The 19,843-nt window shown below is 37.6% G+C and carries 15 protein-coding genes and 2 tRNA genes; 5 read left to right on the top strand and 12 right to left on the bottom strand.

The window, feature by feature from the left end; genetic code table 11:
• The first annotated feature begins 107 nt into the window (after positions 1-107).
• Positions 108-2,948, top strand: coding sequence for a M16 family metallopeptidase (locus tag NDQ75_RS07175; protein ID WP_202026778.1), 2,841 nt, complete (start codon positions 108-110; stop codon positions 2,946-2,948).
• A gap of 108 nt (positions 2,949-3,056) precedes the next feature.
• On the opposite strand, the gene NDQ75_RS07170 is transcribed toward NDQ75_RS07175, so the two are convergent.
• The 6 genes from NDQ75_RS07170 to proS form a co-directional block, all read right to left on the bottom strand.
• A complete protein-coding gene (locus NDQ75_RS07170) occupies positions 3,057-3,602 on the bottom strand; it encodes a YfiT family bacillithiol transferase (RefSeq protein ID WP_202026777.1) in 546 nt (181 codons plus the stop codon).
• 67 nt (positions 3,603-3,669) lie between these two features.
• The gene (locus tag NDQ75_RS07165; protein ID WP_202026776.1) at positions 3,670-4,602 is read right to left on the bottom strand and encodes a peptidylprolyl isomerase; all 933 of its coding nucleotides are present in this window, start codon (positions 4,600-4,602) and stop codon (positions 3,670-3,672) included.
• A gap of 94 nt (positions 4,603-4,696) precedes the next feature.
• Positions 4,697-4,948: a 30S ribosomal protein S20 gene (gene rpsT / locus NDQ75_RS07160; protein ID WP_202026775.1), complete on the bottom strand. Its 252-nt coding sequence runs from the start codon at positions 4,946-4,948 to the stop codon at positions 4,697-4,699.
• A gap of 62 nt (positions 4,949-5,010) precedes the next feature.
• Positions 5,011-5,082 (bottom strand) — tRNA-Glu (locus NDQ75_RS07155).
• A 59-nt stretch (positions 5,083-5,141) separates the two neighbouring features.
• Positions 5,142-5,213 (bottom strand) — tRNA-Glu (locus tag NDQ75_RS07150).
• An 86-nt stretch (positions 5,214-5,299) separates the two neighbouring features.
• Positions 5,300-6,775 carry a proline--tRNA ligase gene (gene proS / locus NDQ75_RS07145; RefSeq protein ID WP_202026774.1) on the bottom strand — a complete coding sequence of 492 codons (1,476 nt, stop codon included), beginning with the start codon at positions 6,773-6,775 and terminating at the stop codon, positions 5,300-5,302.
• A 98-nt stretch (positions 6,776-6,873) separates the two neighbouring features.
• On the opposite strand from proS, the gene NDQ75_RS07140 reads away from it, so the two are divergent.
• Together NDQ75_RS07140 and NDQ75_RS07135 are read left to right on the top strand one after the other, a co-directional pair.
• Positions 6,874-8,040, top strand: coding sequence for a hypothetical protein (locus tag NDQ75_RS07140; RefSeq protein ID WP_202026773.1), 1,167 nt, complete (start codon positions 6,874-6,876; stop codon positions 8,038-8,040).
• 187 nt (positions 8,041-8,227) lie between these two features.
• Positions 8,228-9,760, top strand: coding sequence for an OmpP1/FadL family transporter (locus NDQ75_RS07135; RefSeq protein WP_202026772.1), 1,533 nt, complete (start codon positions 8,228-8,230; stop codon positions 9,758-9,760).
• 83 nt (positions 9,761-9,843) lie between these two features.
• Here NDQ75_RS07135 and NDQ75_RS07130 read toward each other — a convergent pair whose 3' ends face one another.
• The 4 genes from NDQ75_RS07130 to NDQ75_RS07115 all read right to left on the bottom strand — a co-directional run bounded on the left by NDQ75_RS07130 (position 9,844) and on the right by NDQ75_RS07115 (position 13,404).
• Positions 9,844-10,488, bottom strand: coding sequence for a class I SAM-dependent methyltransferase (locus tag NDQ75_RS07130; protein WP_202026771.1), 645 nt, complete (start codon positions 10,486-10,488; stop codon positions 9,844-9,846).
• A 28-nt stretch (positions 10,489-10,516) separates the two neighbouring features.
• Entirely contained in the window at positions 10,517-11,431 is a 915-nt protein-coding gene (locus NDQ75_RS07125) for a bestrophin family protein (protein WP_202026770.1), read from the bottom strand.
• Between the two features lie 54 nt (positions 11,432-11,485).
• Positions 11,486-11,926 (bottom strand): SRPBCC family protein, encoded by a 441-nt coding sequence (locus NDQ75_RS07120; protein WP_202026769.1) that lies wholly within the window; start codon positions 11,924-11,926, stop codon positions 11,486-11,488.
• A 125-nt stretch (positions 11,927-12,051) separates the two neighbouring features.
• Entirely contained in the window at positions 12,052-13,404 is a 1,353-nt protein-coding gene (locus NDQ75_RS07115) for a T9SS type B sorting domain-containing protein (RefSeq protein WP_202026768.1), read from the bottom strand.
• A 181-nt stretch (positions 13,405-13,585) separates the two neighbouring features.
• On the opposite strand from NDQ75_RS07115, the gene folE reads away from it, so the two are divergent.
• Both folE and cysS read left to right on the top strand, forming a co-directional pair.
• Complete coding sequence (gene folE, locus NDQ75_RS07110) at positions 13,586-14,266, top strand: GTP cyclohydrolase I FolE (protein ID WP_202026767.1); 681 nt, start codon at positions 13,586-13,588, stop codon at positions 14,264-14,266.
• 64 nt (positions 14,267-14,330) lie between these two features.
• Positions 14,331-15,815, top strand: coding sequence for a cysteine--tRNA ligase (cysS, locus tag NDQ75_RS07105; protein WP_202026766.1), 1,485 nt, complete (start codon positions 14,331-14,333; stop codon positions 15,813-15,815).
• 9 nt (positions 15,816-15,824) lie between these two features.
• Here cysS and NDQ75_RS07100 read toward each other — a convergent pair whose 3' ends face one another.
• On the bottom strand, positions 15,825-18,302 hold the full coding sequence (locus NDQ75_RS07100; RefSeq protein ID WP_251762022.1) for an alkaline phosphatase D family protein: 2,478 nt from the start codon (positions 18,300-18,302) through the stop codon (positions 15,825-15,827).
• Positions 18,303-18,355: 53 nt separating this feature from the next.
• A complete protein-coding gene (locus NDQ75_RS07095; RefSeq protein WP_202026764.1) occupies positions 18,356-19,840 on the bottom strand; it encodes a sulfatase family protein in 1,485 nt (494 codons plus the stop codon).
• Between the last annotated feature and the right edge of the window lie 3 nt (positions 19,841-19,843).

Here is a 19,843-nt window from a genome sequence, read left to right as displayed (position 1 = left end):
ATTAACTAACAGCAACTACACTAAACATATATTAATTTGAATCGGTATTTCGTAATCAAAGGCATTTTTTGTCTTTGGTTATGGAGTACATTTTAAACTGAAATCTCATGAAAAACTATTTTTGCATGCTTTTAGCGCTTTGCCTTTTTATTGGTACAGCTCAGCAAAGTAAAGAGACATTTAATGATCTCCAGAACAAAATTCCCTTTGATTCTTCCGTAAAGAAAGGAACTTTAGATAACGGACTCACATACTACGTAAAGAAGAATAAAAAGCCTAGTGCTAAAGCAGAATTACGCTTGGTAATTAATGCGGGCTCTATTTTAGAGGATCCAGATCAACTCGGGTTGGCTCACCTCATAGAACACATGGCATTTAATGGAACAAAATCGTTTAAAAAAAATAAGCTAATTGATTATTTACAAAGTATTGGTGTTTCTTTTGGAGCAGATTTAAATGCTCATACCAGTTTTGATGAAACTGTTTATAAATTAACCGTTCCGACAGATAATAAAGAATACTTTAAAACAAGCATAAAGATTTTACGGGAATGGGCTGATGGAATTTCTTTTGATCCAGAGGAAATAGACAAAGAACGGGGAGTAGTCGCAGAAGAATTAAGGGCTAGAAATACTGCAAATGCCAGGTTGTACGATCAAACAATTGGCGCCATGACAAACAACTCCAGATACGCGGACCGATTGCCTATTGGAACTTTAGACGTTATCCTAAATTCAGAATACGAATCGGTTACTAACTTTTACAACGATTGGTATCGTCCCGATTTAATGGCGGTTATCATTGTTGGTGATGTCAATCTTGATGAAACAGAAAAAATGATTAAAAAACAATTTGGTTCGTTAAAATCATTCCACAAAAAACCACGTCAAAGAACAAAGTTTTCCATTCCTAACAACACAAAGCCTGTTGTAAAAATTGCAACAGATATAGAAGCAAGGAATGTAAATATTTCTTTGTACTACAAAAAAAACTCACAAGTTCAAACTACTTTAAAAGACTATAAGAATTCAATCGTACGTTCTTTATTCTCAGGTATGCTTAAAGCACGTCTTTCTGAAGCAGAATTAGAGATAGACACACCTATTTTGTCTTCAACAGCAGGGTTAGGAAACTTTTTAGCAGACAAAGAATCGCTATACATACGAAGCGTCCTTAAGGAAGAACAAATAGAAGAAGGTGTTTCTACTTTATTAAGTATTAACGAAAATATTAAGCAACACGGTTTTACAATATCAGAATTAAACCGCTACAAGGAATATCTTTTGAACAATGCACTTCTTTTTGAAAAAGAGCAGGGGAAAATTCCTTCTAAATACTATGTAGAAAAACTTATTGATAACTTCACCTACAATGACCCTTTTCCAGGGGAAAGTTTTAGATACAATTTTTACAAACAATTTCTACCCTCCATTACTTTAGCTGAGGTTAATGCTCTAGCTAAGAAATGGATTACGAATGATGGATTGACCGTTATAGTAAAAGCCCCAGAAAAGAAAAATGTTGCAATTCCTTCAGAAGAAAAAATAAAAACTTTAATTTCTGAAACGAAGAGTAGAAATTTAGAACCCTATGTTGACAACCTGGCGGATAAGAAAATAGAAGTTACTATAAATGAAGAAGGCAGCATTGTTAATAAGGATTACAATAAAAAAATTGATGTAACTACTTGGGAGTTGAGTAACGGTGTAAAAGTTATCGCCAAACCAACTATGCTTCAAAACGATTTAATATCCCTTCATGGTTACCGTCCAGGCGGAAGTTCTTTAGCTCCTGACTCTATTTATGTTTCTGCTAGAAATGCAGGAAGCATTATCGGTTCAAGCGGAATGCTCGATATATCTGGCTTAGAGCTTGAAAAACTTACCATGGGAAAAACCGTATCAATAACGCCGTATATAAACTTTTATGAGGAATTATTTTCTGGTAGCAGTACTGCTGAAGAATTAGAATTAATGCTTACAATGCTTCATTTATACTTTACAAACCCTAATAAAGATATAAAACAATTTGAAGCCGAAAAGCAAAGAATGATTGCAAACACTAAAAACGATACCCTTAGCCCAGATGCTATTTTCGATAATGAAATTAGCAAGATAATGACCAATAATCATTTAAGGGGAACACCGATAACTGTAAACCAATTGCAAGAAGAGCTAGATCTTGATACGGCTTTTGATTTTTACAAAAAGCGCTTTTCATCGGCTAATGGCTTCACTTTTATCTTTGTGGGTAGTTTTGATATTGAAAAACTAAAAACACTTAGTAAAAAGTATCTAGCGACACTTCCAACCGATAGAAATTCAATTAAAGAGTGGAGAGATATAAACTTACGACGGGTAAATGGGATTCATAAAAATACAGTCAAAAAGGGTAAAGAAAATAAAGCAAAAGTAGATCTTAGGTTTACTGGCACGTTAGATTACACGCTGGATAGAGGTTTAACGGTTAGTCTTTTAGGTGACTTATTACGCATTAAACTTACTGAAGAATTACGAGAAAACATGTCTGGAGTTTATGGCGTACAAGTTTCTGGATTCGCTACAGACGCACCTTACGATTGGTACAGAATGCATGTTCGTTTTACATGCTCTCCTGAAAACAAAGATGCATTAATTGAAAAAGTACATGACGTTATCAACAATATAAAAGAAAATGGAGCCTCAGAAAAAGACGTTAAAAAAATTGTTGAAACACGAATTAACAGGGCCAAAGATGGTTTGAAGTACAACCAATATTGGAGCTCTAAGCTCAAAAGTGCTACTATTTACAACTGGAATCCCGAAGAAATTTTAGATCCAAAAAGAGGTTTAGAAAAAGTGAACTCAGCTTATTTTAAGAAAGCTGCGAATACTTATTTTGATAATGAGAATTACGTAGAAACCATTTTACTTCCTGAAGACCTAGGGAATAAAAAAGAATTAAAATAAATATTATAACCTAGAAAAAATAAGCTGCCTGTAAAAACTGGCAGCTTATTTTTTTTATTTCAATTTCAATATTAAAAACTTTCTTAGAAGCCAAACACAATAGATCAACTACACCCACTCTTCCCGCTTGGCGAGATTGTTTATGTGCGCAAAATGATGTTCGCAATGCCAAGCATACATCGCTATCAGCTGGTCTAAACGGATTTCTTTTTCACTTTGCGGATGAATAAAGGTTCTTGCAAGTTGTGTTTCGGTTAGGTTCTTTAGCAGTACTACCCATCTTCCGTGCAAGGATTCGATTAAATCTAACGACCACTCTACTTCTCCGTCTTTTGAATCAGGTAATGCTGCCCAACGGTCTTCAAAGTATGCTTTTATTACAGGTCTATCTTCCGTAAGTGCCCATTTAAAGCGAATAAAACTATTCATGTGGCTATCCGCCATATGATGGATTACTTGCCTGACCGTCCATCCGTTCGGGCGGTACGGAGTATCCAACTGTAAATCGTCAAAATCCTCTACTAAGTTCTCAAGCTTGTATGGAAAGCGCTCGATAACCTTAATCCATTTTTTAACTTCAGAAGCAGAAACGGTTTCTGGGATTTCGAACTTCCCAATGGGATATTGTAGCGATTTTAAGTCTATTGTAGTCATTCCCCAAATATAAAAAATCCTGTTACACTTACGCGTAACAGGACTTCAAATTATTATTAAAACAATATTATTTAACGTTCACAAGTTCTACGTCAAAAATAAGCGTTGCGTTTGGAGGAATAACACCACCAGCACCACGAGCGCCATACCCTAAATGAGCAGGAATTACGAAGCGCGCCTTATCGCCTACGTGAAGTAGAGAAATACCTTCATCCCAACCGGAAATTACTTGTCCGGCTCCTAAAGTAAAATCAATAGGCTGATTTCTTTGATATGAAGAATCGAAAACTTGTCCGTTCTCCAATTGTCCTTTATAATGAACAGAAACTGTTTTTCCTTTCTCTGCTTTAGCTCCATTTCCTTTCTGAATCATCTTATAGCGTAAACCACTTTCTGTTTTATCAAATCCAGCAGCTAACTTTTCCAATGCGGCTTCTGCTTTTGCTTTTTCCTCCGCAATTCTTTTTTCTCTTTCCCCTTCAAAGGTTCTAAAAGCTTCAATAGCATTCCAGTTTTCAGCTTCATCCCCTACTCGAACAATTTCCAAAGTTTCAATTTTATCACCTTGGGCAATGGCGTCCACTACATCCTGACCACTTTCTACAAAGCCAAAAACGGTATGTTTATCGTCTAACCAAGGTGTTTCCACATGTGTAATAAAAAATTGGGAACCATTGGTGCCAGGACCTGCATTGGCCATTGATAAAACACCAGGCCTGTTATGTCTAAGCGAGGCATCAAATTCATCATCAAATTTGTAGCCAGCATCTCCTGTCCCCGTTCCAAGCGGACATCCACCTTGAATCATAAAATCATTAATCACCCTATGGAAAGAAAGTCCATCGTAATAAGGTTTCCCTTGTGGCTTTACGCTATTTTCCATTTTCCCTTCTGCCAGTGCAACAAAGTTACCAACTGTTCCTGGGGTTTTATCATGTGTTAACTTAACAAGTATTTCTCCTTTTGAGGTATTGAACTTTGCGTAGATACCATTTTCCATAGTGAATAAATTTTATGTACGATTATTTTTTTAAACTAAAAACGCCCCACAGTAGAGCGGAGCGTTTCATATTGTATAACTAACGTTGTTGGAATTAAAGAGCGGCAACTCTTTTAGTCAATCCAGATTTTAGGTTTCCAGCTTTGTTAGCGTGTATAATGTTTTTCTTAGCCAATTTGTCAATCATGCTAATTACAGATGGCAATAGAGTTTCTGCATCTTTTTTATCTTCAGTTGAACGTAATTTTTTAATTGCGTTACGAACTGTTTTATGCTGATATTTATTTCTTAAACGAACTGATTCGTTTCTTCTTATTCTTTTTAATGCCGACTTGTGATTTGCCATCTTTTCCTAATTTTTACAAACCGTAGAAAATTACTTTCTACATTCCCTGTTATACTTTGTTGTAGTCCGTAGGGGAATCGAACCCCTGTTACCAGGATGAAAACCTGGCGTCCTAACCCCTAGACGAACGGACCAATTTACTCTTTCGAGCAGCGATAAAAAACCGCTTTTATTTTACTGAACTTTTACTTTGTAGTCCGTAGGGGAATCGAACCCCTGTTACCAGGATGAAAACCTGGCGTCCTAACCCCTAGACGAACGGACCGTTTTTTTCTTAATTGCGGATGCAAAAATACAACTATTTTTAAATCATGCAATACTTAGAAAAGTTTTTTTTGGATTTTTTTTCCATCAATATGCCTTAGCAAACAGAACTCGCTGATTTGAAGGCTTTCCGGAATAAATACATTTTCCAGATTCTTTTTCAGCATCCAAAGGAATACAACGAATTGTAGCTTTTGTTAGCTCTTTAATTTTATCTTCAGTCTCTGCGGTTCCATCCCAATGTGCTGATAAAAATCCGCCCTTGGACTCCAACAATTCTTTAAATTCTTCAAAAGTATCCACTTTTGTGATATGGCTCTCCCGATATTCAAGAGCTTTATTAAAGACATTCTCTTGAATCTCTTCCAAAAGTGTTTCAATTTTATCTACTACCAAATCTGCCGCTACAACTTCCTTTGAAAGGGTATCTCTTCTTGCAACTTCAAATGTATTGTTCTCCATGTCCCGCATTCCAATAGCCAATCGCACGGGTACACCTTTCAACTCATACTCATTAAACTTCCAACCAGGCTTATGCGTATCCCTATTATCAAATTTTACCGAAATGCCTTTTGCGCGCAATTCTTTTACCAAAGGTTCCACGCGTTCACTAATGGCATCCAATTGTTCCTCTCCTTTATAAATAGGAACAATCACTACTTGAATAGGCGCCAATTTAGGTGGCAACACTAAACCGTTATCATCACTATGTGTCATTATTAAAGCGCCCATCAACCTAGTGGAAACTCCCCAAGAAGTTGCCCAAACGTAATCTTGCTTTCCTTCCTTATTGGCAAACTTTACATCAAACGCTTTAGCAAAATTCTGTCCTAAAAAGTGCGAAGTTCCGGCTTGCAATGCTTTTCCATCTTGCATCAAAGCTTCGATACAATAGGTCTCTAAAGCACCTGCAAAACGCTCGCTATCCGTTTTCACTCCTTTAATTACAGGAACTCCCATAAAATTTTCAGCAAAATCCGCATACACATTCATCATCTGCTCTGCCTCTGCAATAGCTTCTTCCTTTGTTTCGTGTGCGGTATGACCTTCCTGCCATAAAAACTCAGCAGTCCTTAAAAACATTCGTGTTCTCAATTCCCAACGAACCACATTCGCCCATTGATTTACCAAAATAGGTAAATCGCGGTAGGATTGTACCCACTTTCGGTAAGTATCCCAAATAATGGTCTCAGATGTAGGCCTTACAATTAATTCTTCTTCCAGTTTAGCGTCAGGATCTACTACTACTCCGCTTCCATCTTCAGCATTTTTCAATCGATAATGCGTAACAACAGCACATTCTTTAGCAAATCCCTCAATATGGTCGGCCTCTTTACTTAAATAGGATTTTGGTATAAAAAGAGGAAAATAGGCATTCTCGTGTCCTGTTTCCTTAAACATCTTATCCAACTGTGCTTGCATTTTTTCCCAGATAGCATATCCGTAAGGTTTTATCACCATACAGCCTCTAACCGCAGAATTTTCAGCAAGTTCGGCCTTCATCACCAACTCGTTATACCATTTTGAATAATCTTCGCTTCGTTTCGTTAAATTCTTACCCATTATATATAGTTTGGCACAAATGTTGCACCTTTGTTAAATGTAAAATATAGTTTGACAAAACTAACTATTTTTGCTATGTTCAACAATAATTTTTTGCAATGATGAAAACACTACATATACATAAAAAATCAATACACTTTTTAACTGTTTTTGTTATTGGAATCCTTGCAGCTTCGTGCGGTTCTTATGAACAAGCATCTTATTATGATAATGATGGAATCTATAATGATGAAATCGTTTATTACGATGATGCAAACAACACCAATAACAACAGACAACAGGAAAGAGAACAAACTGAGTCTAGTGGCTTGGCCATAACCGACTATGAGAGTTATTTTAGTAGTCGTTCGCAAATGTTGGACAACGCTATTGCCTACCAAGAACAAAACGATGTTTTTACCGATGTGGACAGTTATTCCAGTGCGGAAGTTGACAGCACCGATATTGTAAAAAGTTACGCTTCTGAATACAGGGAAGGAAACCCAGGTTGGGGAGAAAATCCTGAGAAGACGATTGTAAATGTATACAGCAACAACTGGGGTTACGGCGCTGGTTGGGGCTGGGGTGCCGGCTGGGGAGGATGGTATGATCCTTTCTGGGGACCTTGGTACGGAGGCGGATTTTACGGCCCTGGATGGGGCGTAGGCTGGGGTGCCGGCTGGGGCTGGGGCGCTGGTTGGGGCTGGGGTGCCGGTTGGGGACCTTACAACCCTTGGTATGGACCAGGATGGTATCGCCCATATCACCCTTACTACGGAAATCGATATGCGTATACAAATTCTAGACGAGGCTATTACGGTAGAACAACTTCAGCCGTGGCTAGACGAAACGATAATATAAGACGCACCAGTACAAGCGCTAGAACTTCTCGAGGGTATTCTAGATCTTCTAGAGTCGGAGAAAGTAGAAGTAGCAGTACTGTAAGAAGAAGCGGATATTCTAACAGCGCAAGAGTTGGCGTAGATAGAAGTTCTGGTTACAGCAGATCTTCTGGATATTCTAGAGGAAGTGATGCTAGATCTTCTTCATCGAGCAGAAATTCCACGTATTCTAGGTCTTCATCGGGAAGTAGAAGTAATTCTTCTTACTCAAGACCAAGCTCTTCCAGTAGAAGTAGTGGTTCTTACTCGAGACCGAGCTCTTCAAGCAGAAGCAGTGGATCTTATTCAAGATCTTCTGGATCCAGTAGAAGTAGCGGATCATATTCTAGGTCTTCCGGAGGGGGTTCAAGATCTTCCGGCGGTTCTTCAAGAAGAGGCGGATAATTAACAATATATTACCGGGATTTATCAATTATATATTTCCCGGTTTCTTTTCACATTTCAATTTAATTCTGAATCAGGGAATGAATCATTACGGTTAATCATAGAACTAACTAAATAATGAATGGTAAATCCCACCTGCCTACCGGCAAGGCAGGCCTGACCTTTTAAAAAAATAAAAAAAGAACAGATGAAAAATTATTTCTTATTAGTGGCAGCATCCTTGCTGACGGTTGCAACCTTTGGTCAAAATCGAAATGACGTTGCACTTTACGGAAGCGACAATTTAAATGGTACAGCGCGCTACCAGTCCATGAGTGGAGCCTTTGGGGCATTGGGTGGAGACATGTCTGCCATTAATGCAAACCCTGCTGGGTCTGCGGTTTTCAACAATACAGTGTTTACGATTTCAGCCACTAATTATAATGTGAAAAATGCTACCAATTATTTTAACGGGGCCAGTGATACCGACTTAAATAAATTCAGAATAAATCAAATTGGTGGAGCGATGGTTTTTAAAAATGGCAACCAAAACTCTCCTTGGAAAAAGTTTAGCATGGCCTTTAATTATGAGCTAAGCAACAATTTTGAAAATGAATATCTTGCAGTCGGTACTGGAAACACTTCGATTGCGGACTTCTTTGTAAATAACGCCAGAGGAACCACTGTTGATGATTTAAACACACGAATTGGAGAATCTATAACCGAAGCCTACATTAACATTGGTAGAGATTTAGGTTATAGCGCCCAGCAAGGTTTTTTGGGCTATCAAAATTTCATAATCGATCCAGCTACGCCAGATAATCCCGATGAAACCAACTATATTTCCAACGCCACTTTTTCCAACGGAATAAATCAAGAGCAATTGGTTATTTCCTCAGGAAGCGATAATAGATACACCTTAAACTTTGCCTCTCAATACGAGGAAAGTCTGTATCTCGGTGTAAATTTCAATTTCCACGGAATTGAACGAAGAAGAATCACACAATTTGATGAGTTTGGATACGATTCAAATTCGAAATTGCAATACGTACAATTCGATAACGATTTATTCACCTACGGAAACGGATTTTCATTTAACTTAGGAGCTATCGCAAAGCTGAATGATTTTATGCGTCTAGGAGCAAGCTACCAATCCCCTACTTGGTATAATATGACAGATGAATTATTCCAGTCCATCAATAGTGACTTTTTTGCTGATCCTAATGATGCTGAACCATCCTATTCTGAAGCAACCCCTAATTCAACTCAATTTTTCCCAAGCTATGATATTTACATCCCTGGGAAATACAGCGGTAGTTTGGCCTTTATTTTTGGCCGTCACGGACTTATAAGTGCGGACTACAGCTACCAGGATATGTCTAATGCCGAATTAAGACCCAGCCGAGATCCATTTTTTGCAGATGAAAACGCAGCCATAAGCAACGAATTTCAAGCTGTTTCCACCATTCGTGTTGGTGGGGAATATCGAATTAAAAATCTAAGTTTAAGAGGCGGTTATCGATATGAAGGCAGTCCTTATAAAAACGAATTTACCATGGGCGATTTAATGGGATATTCCTTTGGTTTAGGCTATAACTTCGGACCTACACGTTTCGATCTTGGTTTTAGTCAGATGCAGAGAGAATACAATGTTCAATTATACGATACAGGACTTACGTCCACTGCTGCAATAGACAATAAGAACACAAATATCACTGCATCTATTACATTTAATTTATAATTTTTTAGAGAAAAGAATAGAGATTAGAAAATAAAGAAAATTTAAGATCCACTTTATTCATATATTACTGTAGTTTAACCTTTTCAGTTCAATAAAAACACAGCATAATTCCGAGTAAAAATCTCGCCTGTTTTGGATTTTATGGTTTCCGATTCCTCAAGAATGTTTTTAATTTCAAAAGGTGATTTTTGAATCAATTCCTTAAGCGAAGTAGTGCTGTATAAAGTGAAAGATTTTCCAACAAACGGCAATTTTTCCATAAATTCTTGTTGGGCAAATGCAATAGCCAATTGTCCGCTGGGTTTTAAAACCCTTCTGAGCTCTTTCAACATACCCAATGGGTTTTCCCAGAAATAAATGGTGTTTACCGTGAAAATTTTATCAAACAAAGCATCTTTGCAAGGAAGTTCCCCGCCGTCATATAATTTGAACGATGTGGCTTCATTGAACTCTTTTGAATTCTTTAAAGCTTCATGATGCATGGTTTCAGAAATATCCAATCCGAAATATTTCACGGCTTTTTGCATCGAAAACAAAAAGGATAAATGTCTAGCATTTCCATGACCCAATTCTAAAATTGTATCATCTTTTTCAGGCGATACCGCTTCAATAGCCTTGGCAATCATCCCAAGGTTACTTCGGTACATTTCATTCCCCATATCTACTCCCCCACTCCCAGACGGACATCGAAGTTGGGCTTCTATTTCTTTTAATTTATTGTCTTCCATTGGAAACGGTTTTAATTCCGAAGAAAAATCACATAATGTATTCGCCATTTACCGAAGCTAAAGGCTCGGGTATATCTTTTTCTTTAAGGGCTTCCAAAAGATTAATTTCAATAGTTCTCGTAATCTGGTCTAAAGAGACACCCGTTGGAATATTTTCAAATGGATTTAAGAGAGCCATCCCAATCTTGTGTGTAGTTAAGAAAATATAACCCACCAAAATACCCGCAATTATCGACCAAGCCCCCATGTCGTCTACTGAAGACCAGGTAACACACACAATAAAAATCCATATAAACAAGCGGGTATAGAAATTGTAAGTCGTTGGAAAAACTGTATTTTTAATTCTTTCGGACATGCCCATTTCATCACAAAAATTGATAAGCATTTCGTTAAGTTCCATAAATTTAAATCCGTCTACCGCGCCCTTTTTGTACAAATCGTTTAAGTGTTCAGTTTGTATATTTAGAATTGCATTGGGAACATTAGATTCTTTTTCGGCAATTTCAATATCATTCTTCGAGAGATACTTTCTATAATCTTTCGCGTTGGAATCCCTTAAACTTTCATTTAAAGCATACACAAAAGCTATATGGCGATGTACCAAAATCTTTTTTTCGGTAGGATCTACATCATTCAAATCTTCGATATAAAACAAAACCTGTCTGCACCATGTTCTGGAATTGTTTACCAGAGCGCCCCAAATTTTCCTTGCCTCCCACCAACGATCGTAAGCTTGATTGTTGTTGAAACCTATAAAAAATGCCAAAGCGGTACCTAAAATTGTAGGTATAATGCTATTGATTACAATCGTATCAAAAATCTGCAAGGAATCGATATACCGAAAAAAGAAATACGCCAAAACACAAGCAATTATTTCCGTTAAAAAATAGCGCCATGTACCACTAAAAATCCTATAGAGGTTAACTTTTTTTGAAATGAGCATTATTTATGTTGCTTGGTTGTTATACACGGCTAAAGATATCAATTTTAAAAACAACTACCCCACCATTTGTTTCTTTAGATACGCTGGAAGTGCCTTGTTCACAATTTCTTTCCATCCCGCAACAAAGTTGTCCCTTGAGAGATCGCTGCCGGCATCAGCAAAATTCTCAACGCCACTATGCGTAAGCTTTACATGAGTAACATTCTTTTTGACAGTAGATAATTGCCAACTTACCACCGAAATCCCATCTGAATAGTCTGGATATTTCCATGTGTAGCGAATTCTTTTTTGCGGCATAATCTCCAAAATTCTGCACACATGTTTAAAATTGGTTCCGTTTGGTTCGTAAAAGTAAAATTCATTGAACTGCTCCAACGAATAGTTTTGAACATCAAAATACCAATCTTTCATTTTATCGGGATCGGTAAGGGCTCCCCATACTTTTTCCGCAGAAATATTTAATGTAATCTCTTGTATAATAGTTTGATCCTTCATCAATTTTTAATTTTAAGTGAATTGTCTCAATTCTCAACTGCCAGCTTTCACAGCAAAGCATCAAATCGAATAGCCTTCTAAAAGGCTTTACATCACACTAAGTAAATGAAGTATCTGTTTAGGGGTTAACGTTTCAACGTAAAGTTACTTTTATATATTTTTTCTTCATTGCTATCATCTATAAATTCCACTTTAAACCAATAATCAGTGGCTGGCATGGGCGTACCATTAAAAGTACCGTCCCAGCCTTGGGAAGTGGTATACAGCTGCTTTAATAGTTTTCCGTATCGGTCAAAAATGTATACCCGCCCAGTGGTGTTCATGTCTAAGCCAACTACATTCCAAGTATCGTGAATACCATCTCCATTAGGAGTAAAGAACTTTGGATATCCAGAAACCATGATTTCCTCTTCCAATGTTCCGCATTCACTTAAATGATTAATAGTAACCGTATTTAAACCAACAGGAACATTGGTAAAATACCCTGTTTCCTGAAAATCACCATCATTCAACTGAAATTCGTATTCCTCCGGATTTTCAACGGTTATATCAATGATATTATTGTTTGAAAATTCCACTAAGTCAATATTGGTAATAATTGGATCTTGAACCGGTAAAAACTCAACAAAAACATCATCGTATTCTGAATAGCCCTGCGGATATATTGCTTCAACCCTGTAAATACCTGTTTGCGTAACGTCTAAAGTAGCACTGTTCTGCCCCGCAATTAAATTAAAATTATCAGTTCCATCATCGGGAGTATCATCCACGTACCATCTATAGTTAGTAGCCGGAGCGAAAGTACCATCTAACGTTTGTACATCACCTTCACACAAAACCTCTTCCGGCTCTTGAAGCAAATCGGGTACTTCCGAACAATCCAAAACACTTTGAGAAGCAGTAAAAACATTTCCCGTAAATTCTAAGGAAAAACCATCCGATTCACCAAAATAATTGTTTACCAAAAGCAAATATTCCTCTCCTTCTTGCACTTGCATATAAGGCGCATATGTCACACTTTGGTCTCCAGTAGCTGGATTAATACCTACTCCTGTGTAATCGTTATCGTTAAAGAAATCTTGCACAATGTTAGAAACACCACAGTTTACTACCGTGCCGTCATTACCAATGGGATTTCCTAAGCTTCCACAAACAGGATTCGGGCCATACACCGCAAAATCCAGATCTTCTCCTCGAGTGTTTGGTAGGATATTAAAACCAAGTTGTCCTGTTGCTGTGGCCGTAAAACGAAACCAAACCGAGTTAGACTCTACAGCGTTATTCTGGCCTTGCAACAAACAACCGCTGTTCAGTGCGCCATTAAAATCATCTGTACCAATACCTTCTATGGTACCGCTATTTAAAATATCTTTACAAATAGGAATAGCATCAATACAATCTGGAGAAATAGATTGTGCGTAGTTTTGAAAGGTTCCAACAAAAATTACAACTAAGAGAATCGGGGCAATGTTCTTCATTAGTATAGTTTAAAAAAGTTTATTAAATAAATTAGTGGCAAGTTACCATTTAGTTAACGCTAATAGGTTATAAATACGTATCTTTGCTGTCAATTTTTTTATTGATAATCATCAAGGTTTATAATTATACGTTGAAGCACCTAATATAGTTGGTTATTTTTAAAAAAAATATTTTAAAAGCATGAAAATAGATAAAGCTTTAGAAGATCACTTTGAAGAAATAGGGAATGATCACGCGTCATCTGCTGCTGAAACGCCGTTAAGAGCGGACGCATTTGACATGGCAGACGATGAAAAAATAGAACATATCGAAGCTCAGGTTTACAATATTATGGAGACTTTAGGGTTGGATTTGACTGATGATAGCCTTCGTGGAACTCCACGCCGAGTAGCAAAAATGTTTGTAAAAGAAATTTTTGCCGGTCTACATCCTGACAGAAAACCTAAAGCCTCTACATTCTCCAACAAATACAAGTACGGTGAAATGTTGGTAGAAAAAAACATTACTGTTTATTCTACCTGTGAGCACCACTTGTTACCTATTGTTGGCCGTGCACATATTGCCTATATCTCTAACGGCACTGTTGTAGGTCTTTCTAAAATGAACAGAATTGTTGATTATTTTGCGAAACGTCCGCAAGTACAAGAACGTATGACCATGCAAGTAGTGCAGGAATTACAAAATGTTTTAGGCACAAAAGACGTTGCCTGCGTAATCGATGCAAAACATTTATGTGTAAATTCAAGAGGAATCAGGGATATTGAAAGTAGTACGGTTACTTCAGAATTTGGTGGTAAATTTAAAGACCCAGCTGTTCGTAGAGAGTTCTTAGACTACATCAAACTAGATACTCAATTTTAGTTTCTGCTGAACGAAACTTTTCCAAAAAAATAATTCAACAATCGTTAAGCACCTAACAACAAAAATGCAACTTTATCAAACTAACGAACTAAAGATATACAATTCAATTACCGGAGAAAAAGAAGTATTCAAACCCATTACAGAAGGCTACGTTGGTATGTATGTCTGCGGACCTACGGTTTACAGTAATGTGCATTTGGGTAATGTTAGGACTTTTATGTCTTTTGATTTGGTTTTTAGATACCTAAAACATCTAGGTTATAAAGTTCGTTACGTTAGAAATATTACTGATGCCGGTCACCTTGAAAATGATGCAGACAGCGGTGAAGATAGAATTGCTAAAAAGGCACGTTTAGAACAAATCGAACCGATGGAAGTGGTTCAAAAATATACGGTTGATTTCCACAATACCTTGAATAAATTCAATAACCTTCCGCCGAGCATCGAGCCAACGGCTACCGGACATATTATTGAGCAAATTGAGGTGATTAAAGAGATTATTGAAAACGGTTTTGCTTATGTGGTGAATGGCTCCGTTTATTTTGATGTGCTTAAGTTTAACGAAACCAATGAATACGGTAAATTAAGCAAGCGAAAAGTAGAAGACCTTATCCATAACACCCGCGAAACCGCTGGGCAATCTGAAAAGAAAAATCCACAGGATTTTGCTCTTTGGAAAAAAGCAGAACCTCAACATATTATGCGTTGGCCTTCACCTTGGGGCGATGGTTTTCCTGGCTGGCACTTAGAGTGTACCACAATGAGCACAAAGTATTTGGGAGAACACTTTGATATTCATGGTGGAGGAATGGATTTAAAATTTCCTCATCATGAATGTGAAATTGCGCAAGCGGAAGCCTCTACGGGTCAAAGCCCAGTTAATTACTGGATGCACGCCAACTTGCTTACCTTAAATGGTAAAAAAATGGCTAAATCTACCGGAAACAATATCTTACCAAACGAAATTTTTACGGGTAATAACGATATTTTAGACAAGCCTTATTCGCCTTCCGTTACACGATTTTTTATGCTTCAGGCAAATTATAGAAGTATCTTGGATTTTAGTAATGATGCTTTATTGGCTTCGGAAAAAGGATTTAATCGACTTATGGAAGCCATTAATAATTTGGATGGTTTGAAAACTGCAAGCACTTCTTCGTTTGATGCCCAAGCGTGGAAAGATCGCTGCTATGAAGCAATGAACGATGATTTCAACAGTCCGATTCTTATCGCTCACCTTTTTGATGCCGTAAAACAAATCAATCTTATAAAAGAAGATAAAGCCACCATCACCAAAGAAGATTTGAATATTCTTAAAGGAACGATGCATGCCTTTGTTTTTGATGTACTCGGACTCCAAGATGAAAGAAATACGCAAGACACCTCTTCTGATAAATTAGGCGGCACTATAGAATTACTCATCCAACTTCGCGCAGAAGCAAGAGCCAATAAAGATTTTGCTACTTCCGATAAAATTAGGGATGAACTGGCTGCACTAGGTGTTCAATTAAAAGACGGAAAAGACGGTACTACTTTTAGTTTGAGCTAGTTATAAAATTTAACACTCCAATATCTCATTAGGGTCATTTGTTATGTTGACATCGGTAATCTTTTTTTCTTCGGAAACTTCGCCTATTACCAAAGTGTACATTCCAAGTTCAAATACTTTTGGTTTAAACTCATTTCCGCTTACCCGTATCGCTTGAATCAATTCTCCAGTCTCTTGATGATAAATTTTCAATAAACTATTTACCTTTTTAAAATTAAGTATTGGTAAGTATCCCACAGCTTTTCTTCCATCATTATCCAATTGATGAATGGTTAACGGCCAGCCTGGATAGGTATTTTGCTCTGGTTTATCCAACTCCAAATTAGCTAAAAACCGTATGGCCTCCATTTTTATAGTTCGGTCTTTTGTGTTGAAACTTACGAGTCCGTATCCAGAGGCTTTCTTTTGTGCTTTTTTGTATCTATTCGACTCTTCAGAAAAATCATCATCCGGATTCCCAACGGCATAAATAAAATTATCATTTCCAAAAACGTCCCTGTAGTTCCCTGTATTTGGCAAGTTGTGCGCAGGGCGGTTAGTGTATGGAATATTCACCAAGTCGGGCTGTCCCCAACGTGGATATCCTGTGGAGATTGCAGGAGAGCAGAAAGTCCATCCGGCGTCTTGGGATTCGTCGATGGCATATTTCACCATGAAAGGTAAATGCTGATCGCCATTAATATGAAAAGCATTGGCTTTACGAATAAGTCGCAACACTTCGTCCCTTTGCTGTTTTGGCCATCCGCCAGAATCCATATCCCCGTGCAGAAATTGCTTTTCATTCCCGTGGTGCGTTCCCACATTGGCAAAGAGTGTTTGACTCAATAATACTTTCATGGATACGTTTTGCCAATCCTCTACCCATTTCTCTAAAAATTCCATTTGGTTTTCACCTAAAAAACTAAGCTCGTTTGATTCAAGCTCATTTGGCGAAAGTCTTTTCTTTATATGGTCTATACGTCCATCCCCTTTTCTTATTATCTCAGGCCCAGATTTGAATATTCGGTCACTTATAACGGCAAAACTCATACCACCATAATTTATGTCGGTATACCAAGTAGTCATTCCAGAAGGTAACTTTTCTTTATTAAAAGGCGCAGGCAAATGTCCACACTGGGTTTTATTTACCACGTTAACCATTTTGGGCGTTTGAACAAAACCTCCATGCGCATCGCGACTTTTTTTCCAGTCTTCCAAAGAAATCAACTCACCGTTTTCCCCCCATAAATTACCTTGGAAAACATCATGATCGTCTGGCGTGCAAATAGTTGGTCTATTTTTCATCAAATTACCAAAAGCCCAACCAAACATATACCATTTGCCTAAATAACTTAAAATGGACATATCTTCCGGCTCCCTTTTCATGTGATATCCGCCATTATATTCGTACAACTGATCCCCTGAAAAATAAAGCATGTCTGGATTGCTTTTCTCCAAATTCTCTACCAAAGGTCGATATGGATAAGCATCGTAATGTTGGCAAGTGAGTGCTCCAAATTTTAGAATTTCATTTTTGGGTTCATTTGCTATGGTGCCTTTATATTCATGACGCTCCCCATCAATTTTATACACTAATTTATAGGGAACTTCTTCAGAAGCATTCCAATCATCAATACTGAAAATAGCAGTGTAAGCATCGGTATCGATGGTAGCAGAAGCGGCCTTTTTCCATTTCCTGTTTTGAGATAAATAAAGCTGTACTTTTTGGCTATCCTTCTCGCCTATTGGTGGCAACTGTGCAGTAATTTTTAAGATGTTGTTAGACAAGGTGTACATAGACCAAAGAATCGGACCAAAACTATTTTCTGGAACCGATTCCAGCATCGTTCCTTCCATTGAAAGGTTTTCCACGGACAAGGGAACACCTGCTATTTTTTTGGTTCCATTTTGAAGTGCCACTAATCCTTTTAACGGAGTATCCAATTGCTCTTCAATAGTAGACTCCAATCCGTTACCGTCAATAACATTCATTGCCAATTTAGTGCGGGAATTGGCATTGCTGACTTCAATTTTAATGGTAAAACGCTCAAAACTGAAGTCATTAGGAAGCTTTATTTCCTTTTCTCCCAAGATCGCTTTTCCACTCGTGGAAACCCCAACAAACAGTCCTTCTCCATGGTAACAAGCCGCTTTAATACTACTGGGATCCGTTTTATCTTGAACGCCTAGCGAAAAACCAACTATACCTTCTTCGGAAACGTTCTTTAATCCTAAACTGGCCTGCATCTTGAAGTTTCCTTCCAGCCCAGTTAGCACATGGGTAAGCACATAAACACTGCCTTCATTTCCTGCACCCGTAAAAGTGAGCTTTCCGTCTTGCTGCCGCCAATCTTCCAAAGGTTTGGTTAAAAAATCATTACCAATCCAAATACGATCGTTTTTGCCCTTAAAATCATAAGAGAAAGAATCGCTTTTTTGAACCTCGTTAAAAACACCCAAAGACTCATTGGCAAAAACGCTACCAAATGGCGTAGAAATGAATGGCACCGTGAGACTTAGATTTTTTAAAAACTTCCTTCTTTTAAGTGGCGACATAGTGACTAAAAATTAGTATCAATATATTTCTTAATCTCTTTTTTAATTTCTTCTTGATATGACTCCTTCAGCAATGGATCATCTGTTCCTCTTTGCCAATCTTTAAGAATACTAGTTAAAGAAGCTAGCTGATTTTGGTACACAGGATCCTCTGCTATGTTATTGAACTCATGCGGATCTTTACTTAAGTCGTACAACTCAAAGGTTTCATAAGCAGCATACTCTTTATAGCGTTTAACCAAATCATATTTTGTTGTATTCTTGGGTGCCTTAAAATTCTCCTTGTAAAAAGACGCCATCGGATTGTAAATAAGTTTAAAATCCCCTTCCCTGATGGTTCGCTGCGGAAAAAGATGCTCTGGTAGATGCTGCGTGTATTCTCCAGCGATATAGGTTCTCGGTTTCACTTTATTATCCAATAATTGTAACCATGAAATCCCTTGTGCATCTTTTGGCAACTCATTAATATTCAGTTGGTCCAAAATGGTTGGCAAAATATCCAGTGTAGAAACAAAAGTTTCATTTTTCATCCCAGAATATTTGTTATCTGGAAACTGCACCAACATCGGGATTCGTAAACCAGCTTCATAAGATGTTGTTTTGGCACGATCCAATGGTGCACCGTGATCTCCTAAAACAATAATCAATGTATTATCCCTAATTCCTTTTTTGTCCAACATTTCCAAAACATAGCCTAAGCCTTCATCAAATCTTGTTACGCCGTTGTAATAACCCACCACTTCTTCCATGGAAACATCGGAGTCTTTTGAAAAATATTTCGGAATTTCTATGTCTTCCGCAGAAAGCATCTTTTTCGGATGTCCGTTAATTCGATTCTTAAAAGGTCGATGTGGGTCTAAAAAGTTTAACATTAAGAAAAAAGGCTTCTCCTTTCCGCGATCAATAAAAGCACTTGCAGAATCTGCTACAGCAGGCATATGAAAACGGGTGAATTTTTCCTTTTCAACAACTTCTTTTCCGTCTTCGTTAATCACATTTACTGTTAATTGTTCTTTGGAAAGCATCACGTCATTCGTATCGAAACCGCCCATTCCATAATCATACGGAAAAGAGGCATAAGGTTCTACATGCAATTTTCCAATTATTCCCGTTCGGTAGCCATTTCCTTTCAAAATAGAAAACAAACTGGGGTATTGTTTGTTCATTGAAATCCCCAAATGTGAGAGTCCGACTTGCCCGTTCTGATGCGGATACAACCCTGTTAAAATACTACTTCTGGACGGACTGCAAGAAGCTTGGGTAACGTACGCATTCGTAAATTGCAATCCTTCTGAAGCAAATTTATCCATGTTTGGAGTAATCGCAAACGGATCTCCGTAACATCCAACCTCTTCGCCAAGATCATCCGCTACGATAAGTAGAACATTCGTTTTTTTATTTTCTTCGGAAGTTTCCTTCTTTTCGGCTTCTTGCTTGCAGCTAAAAAGCAAAATTGCAGCAAGAAATATAGTTGCTAGTTTTTTCATCATGTG

It is taken from the genome of Galbibacter mesophilus, assembly GCF_023721415.1.
In the GTDB taxonomy this organism is placed as follows: Bacteria; Bacteroidota; Bacteroidia; order Flavobacteriales; family Flavobacteriaceae; genus Galbibacter; species Galbibacter mesophilus.
Note: the sequence above shows the minus strand (reverse complement) of the source record. Positions and strands in the feature narration are given on the sequence as shown.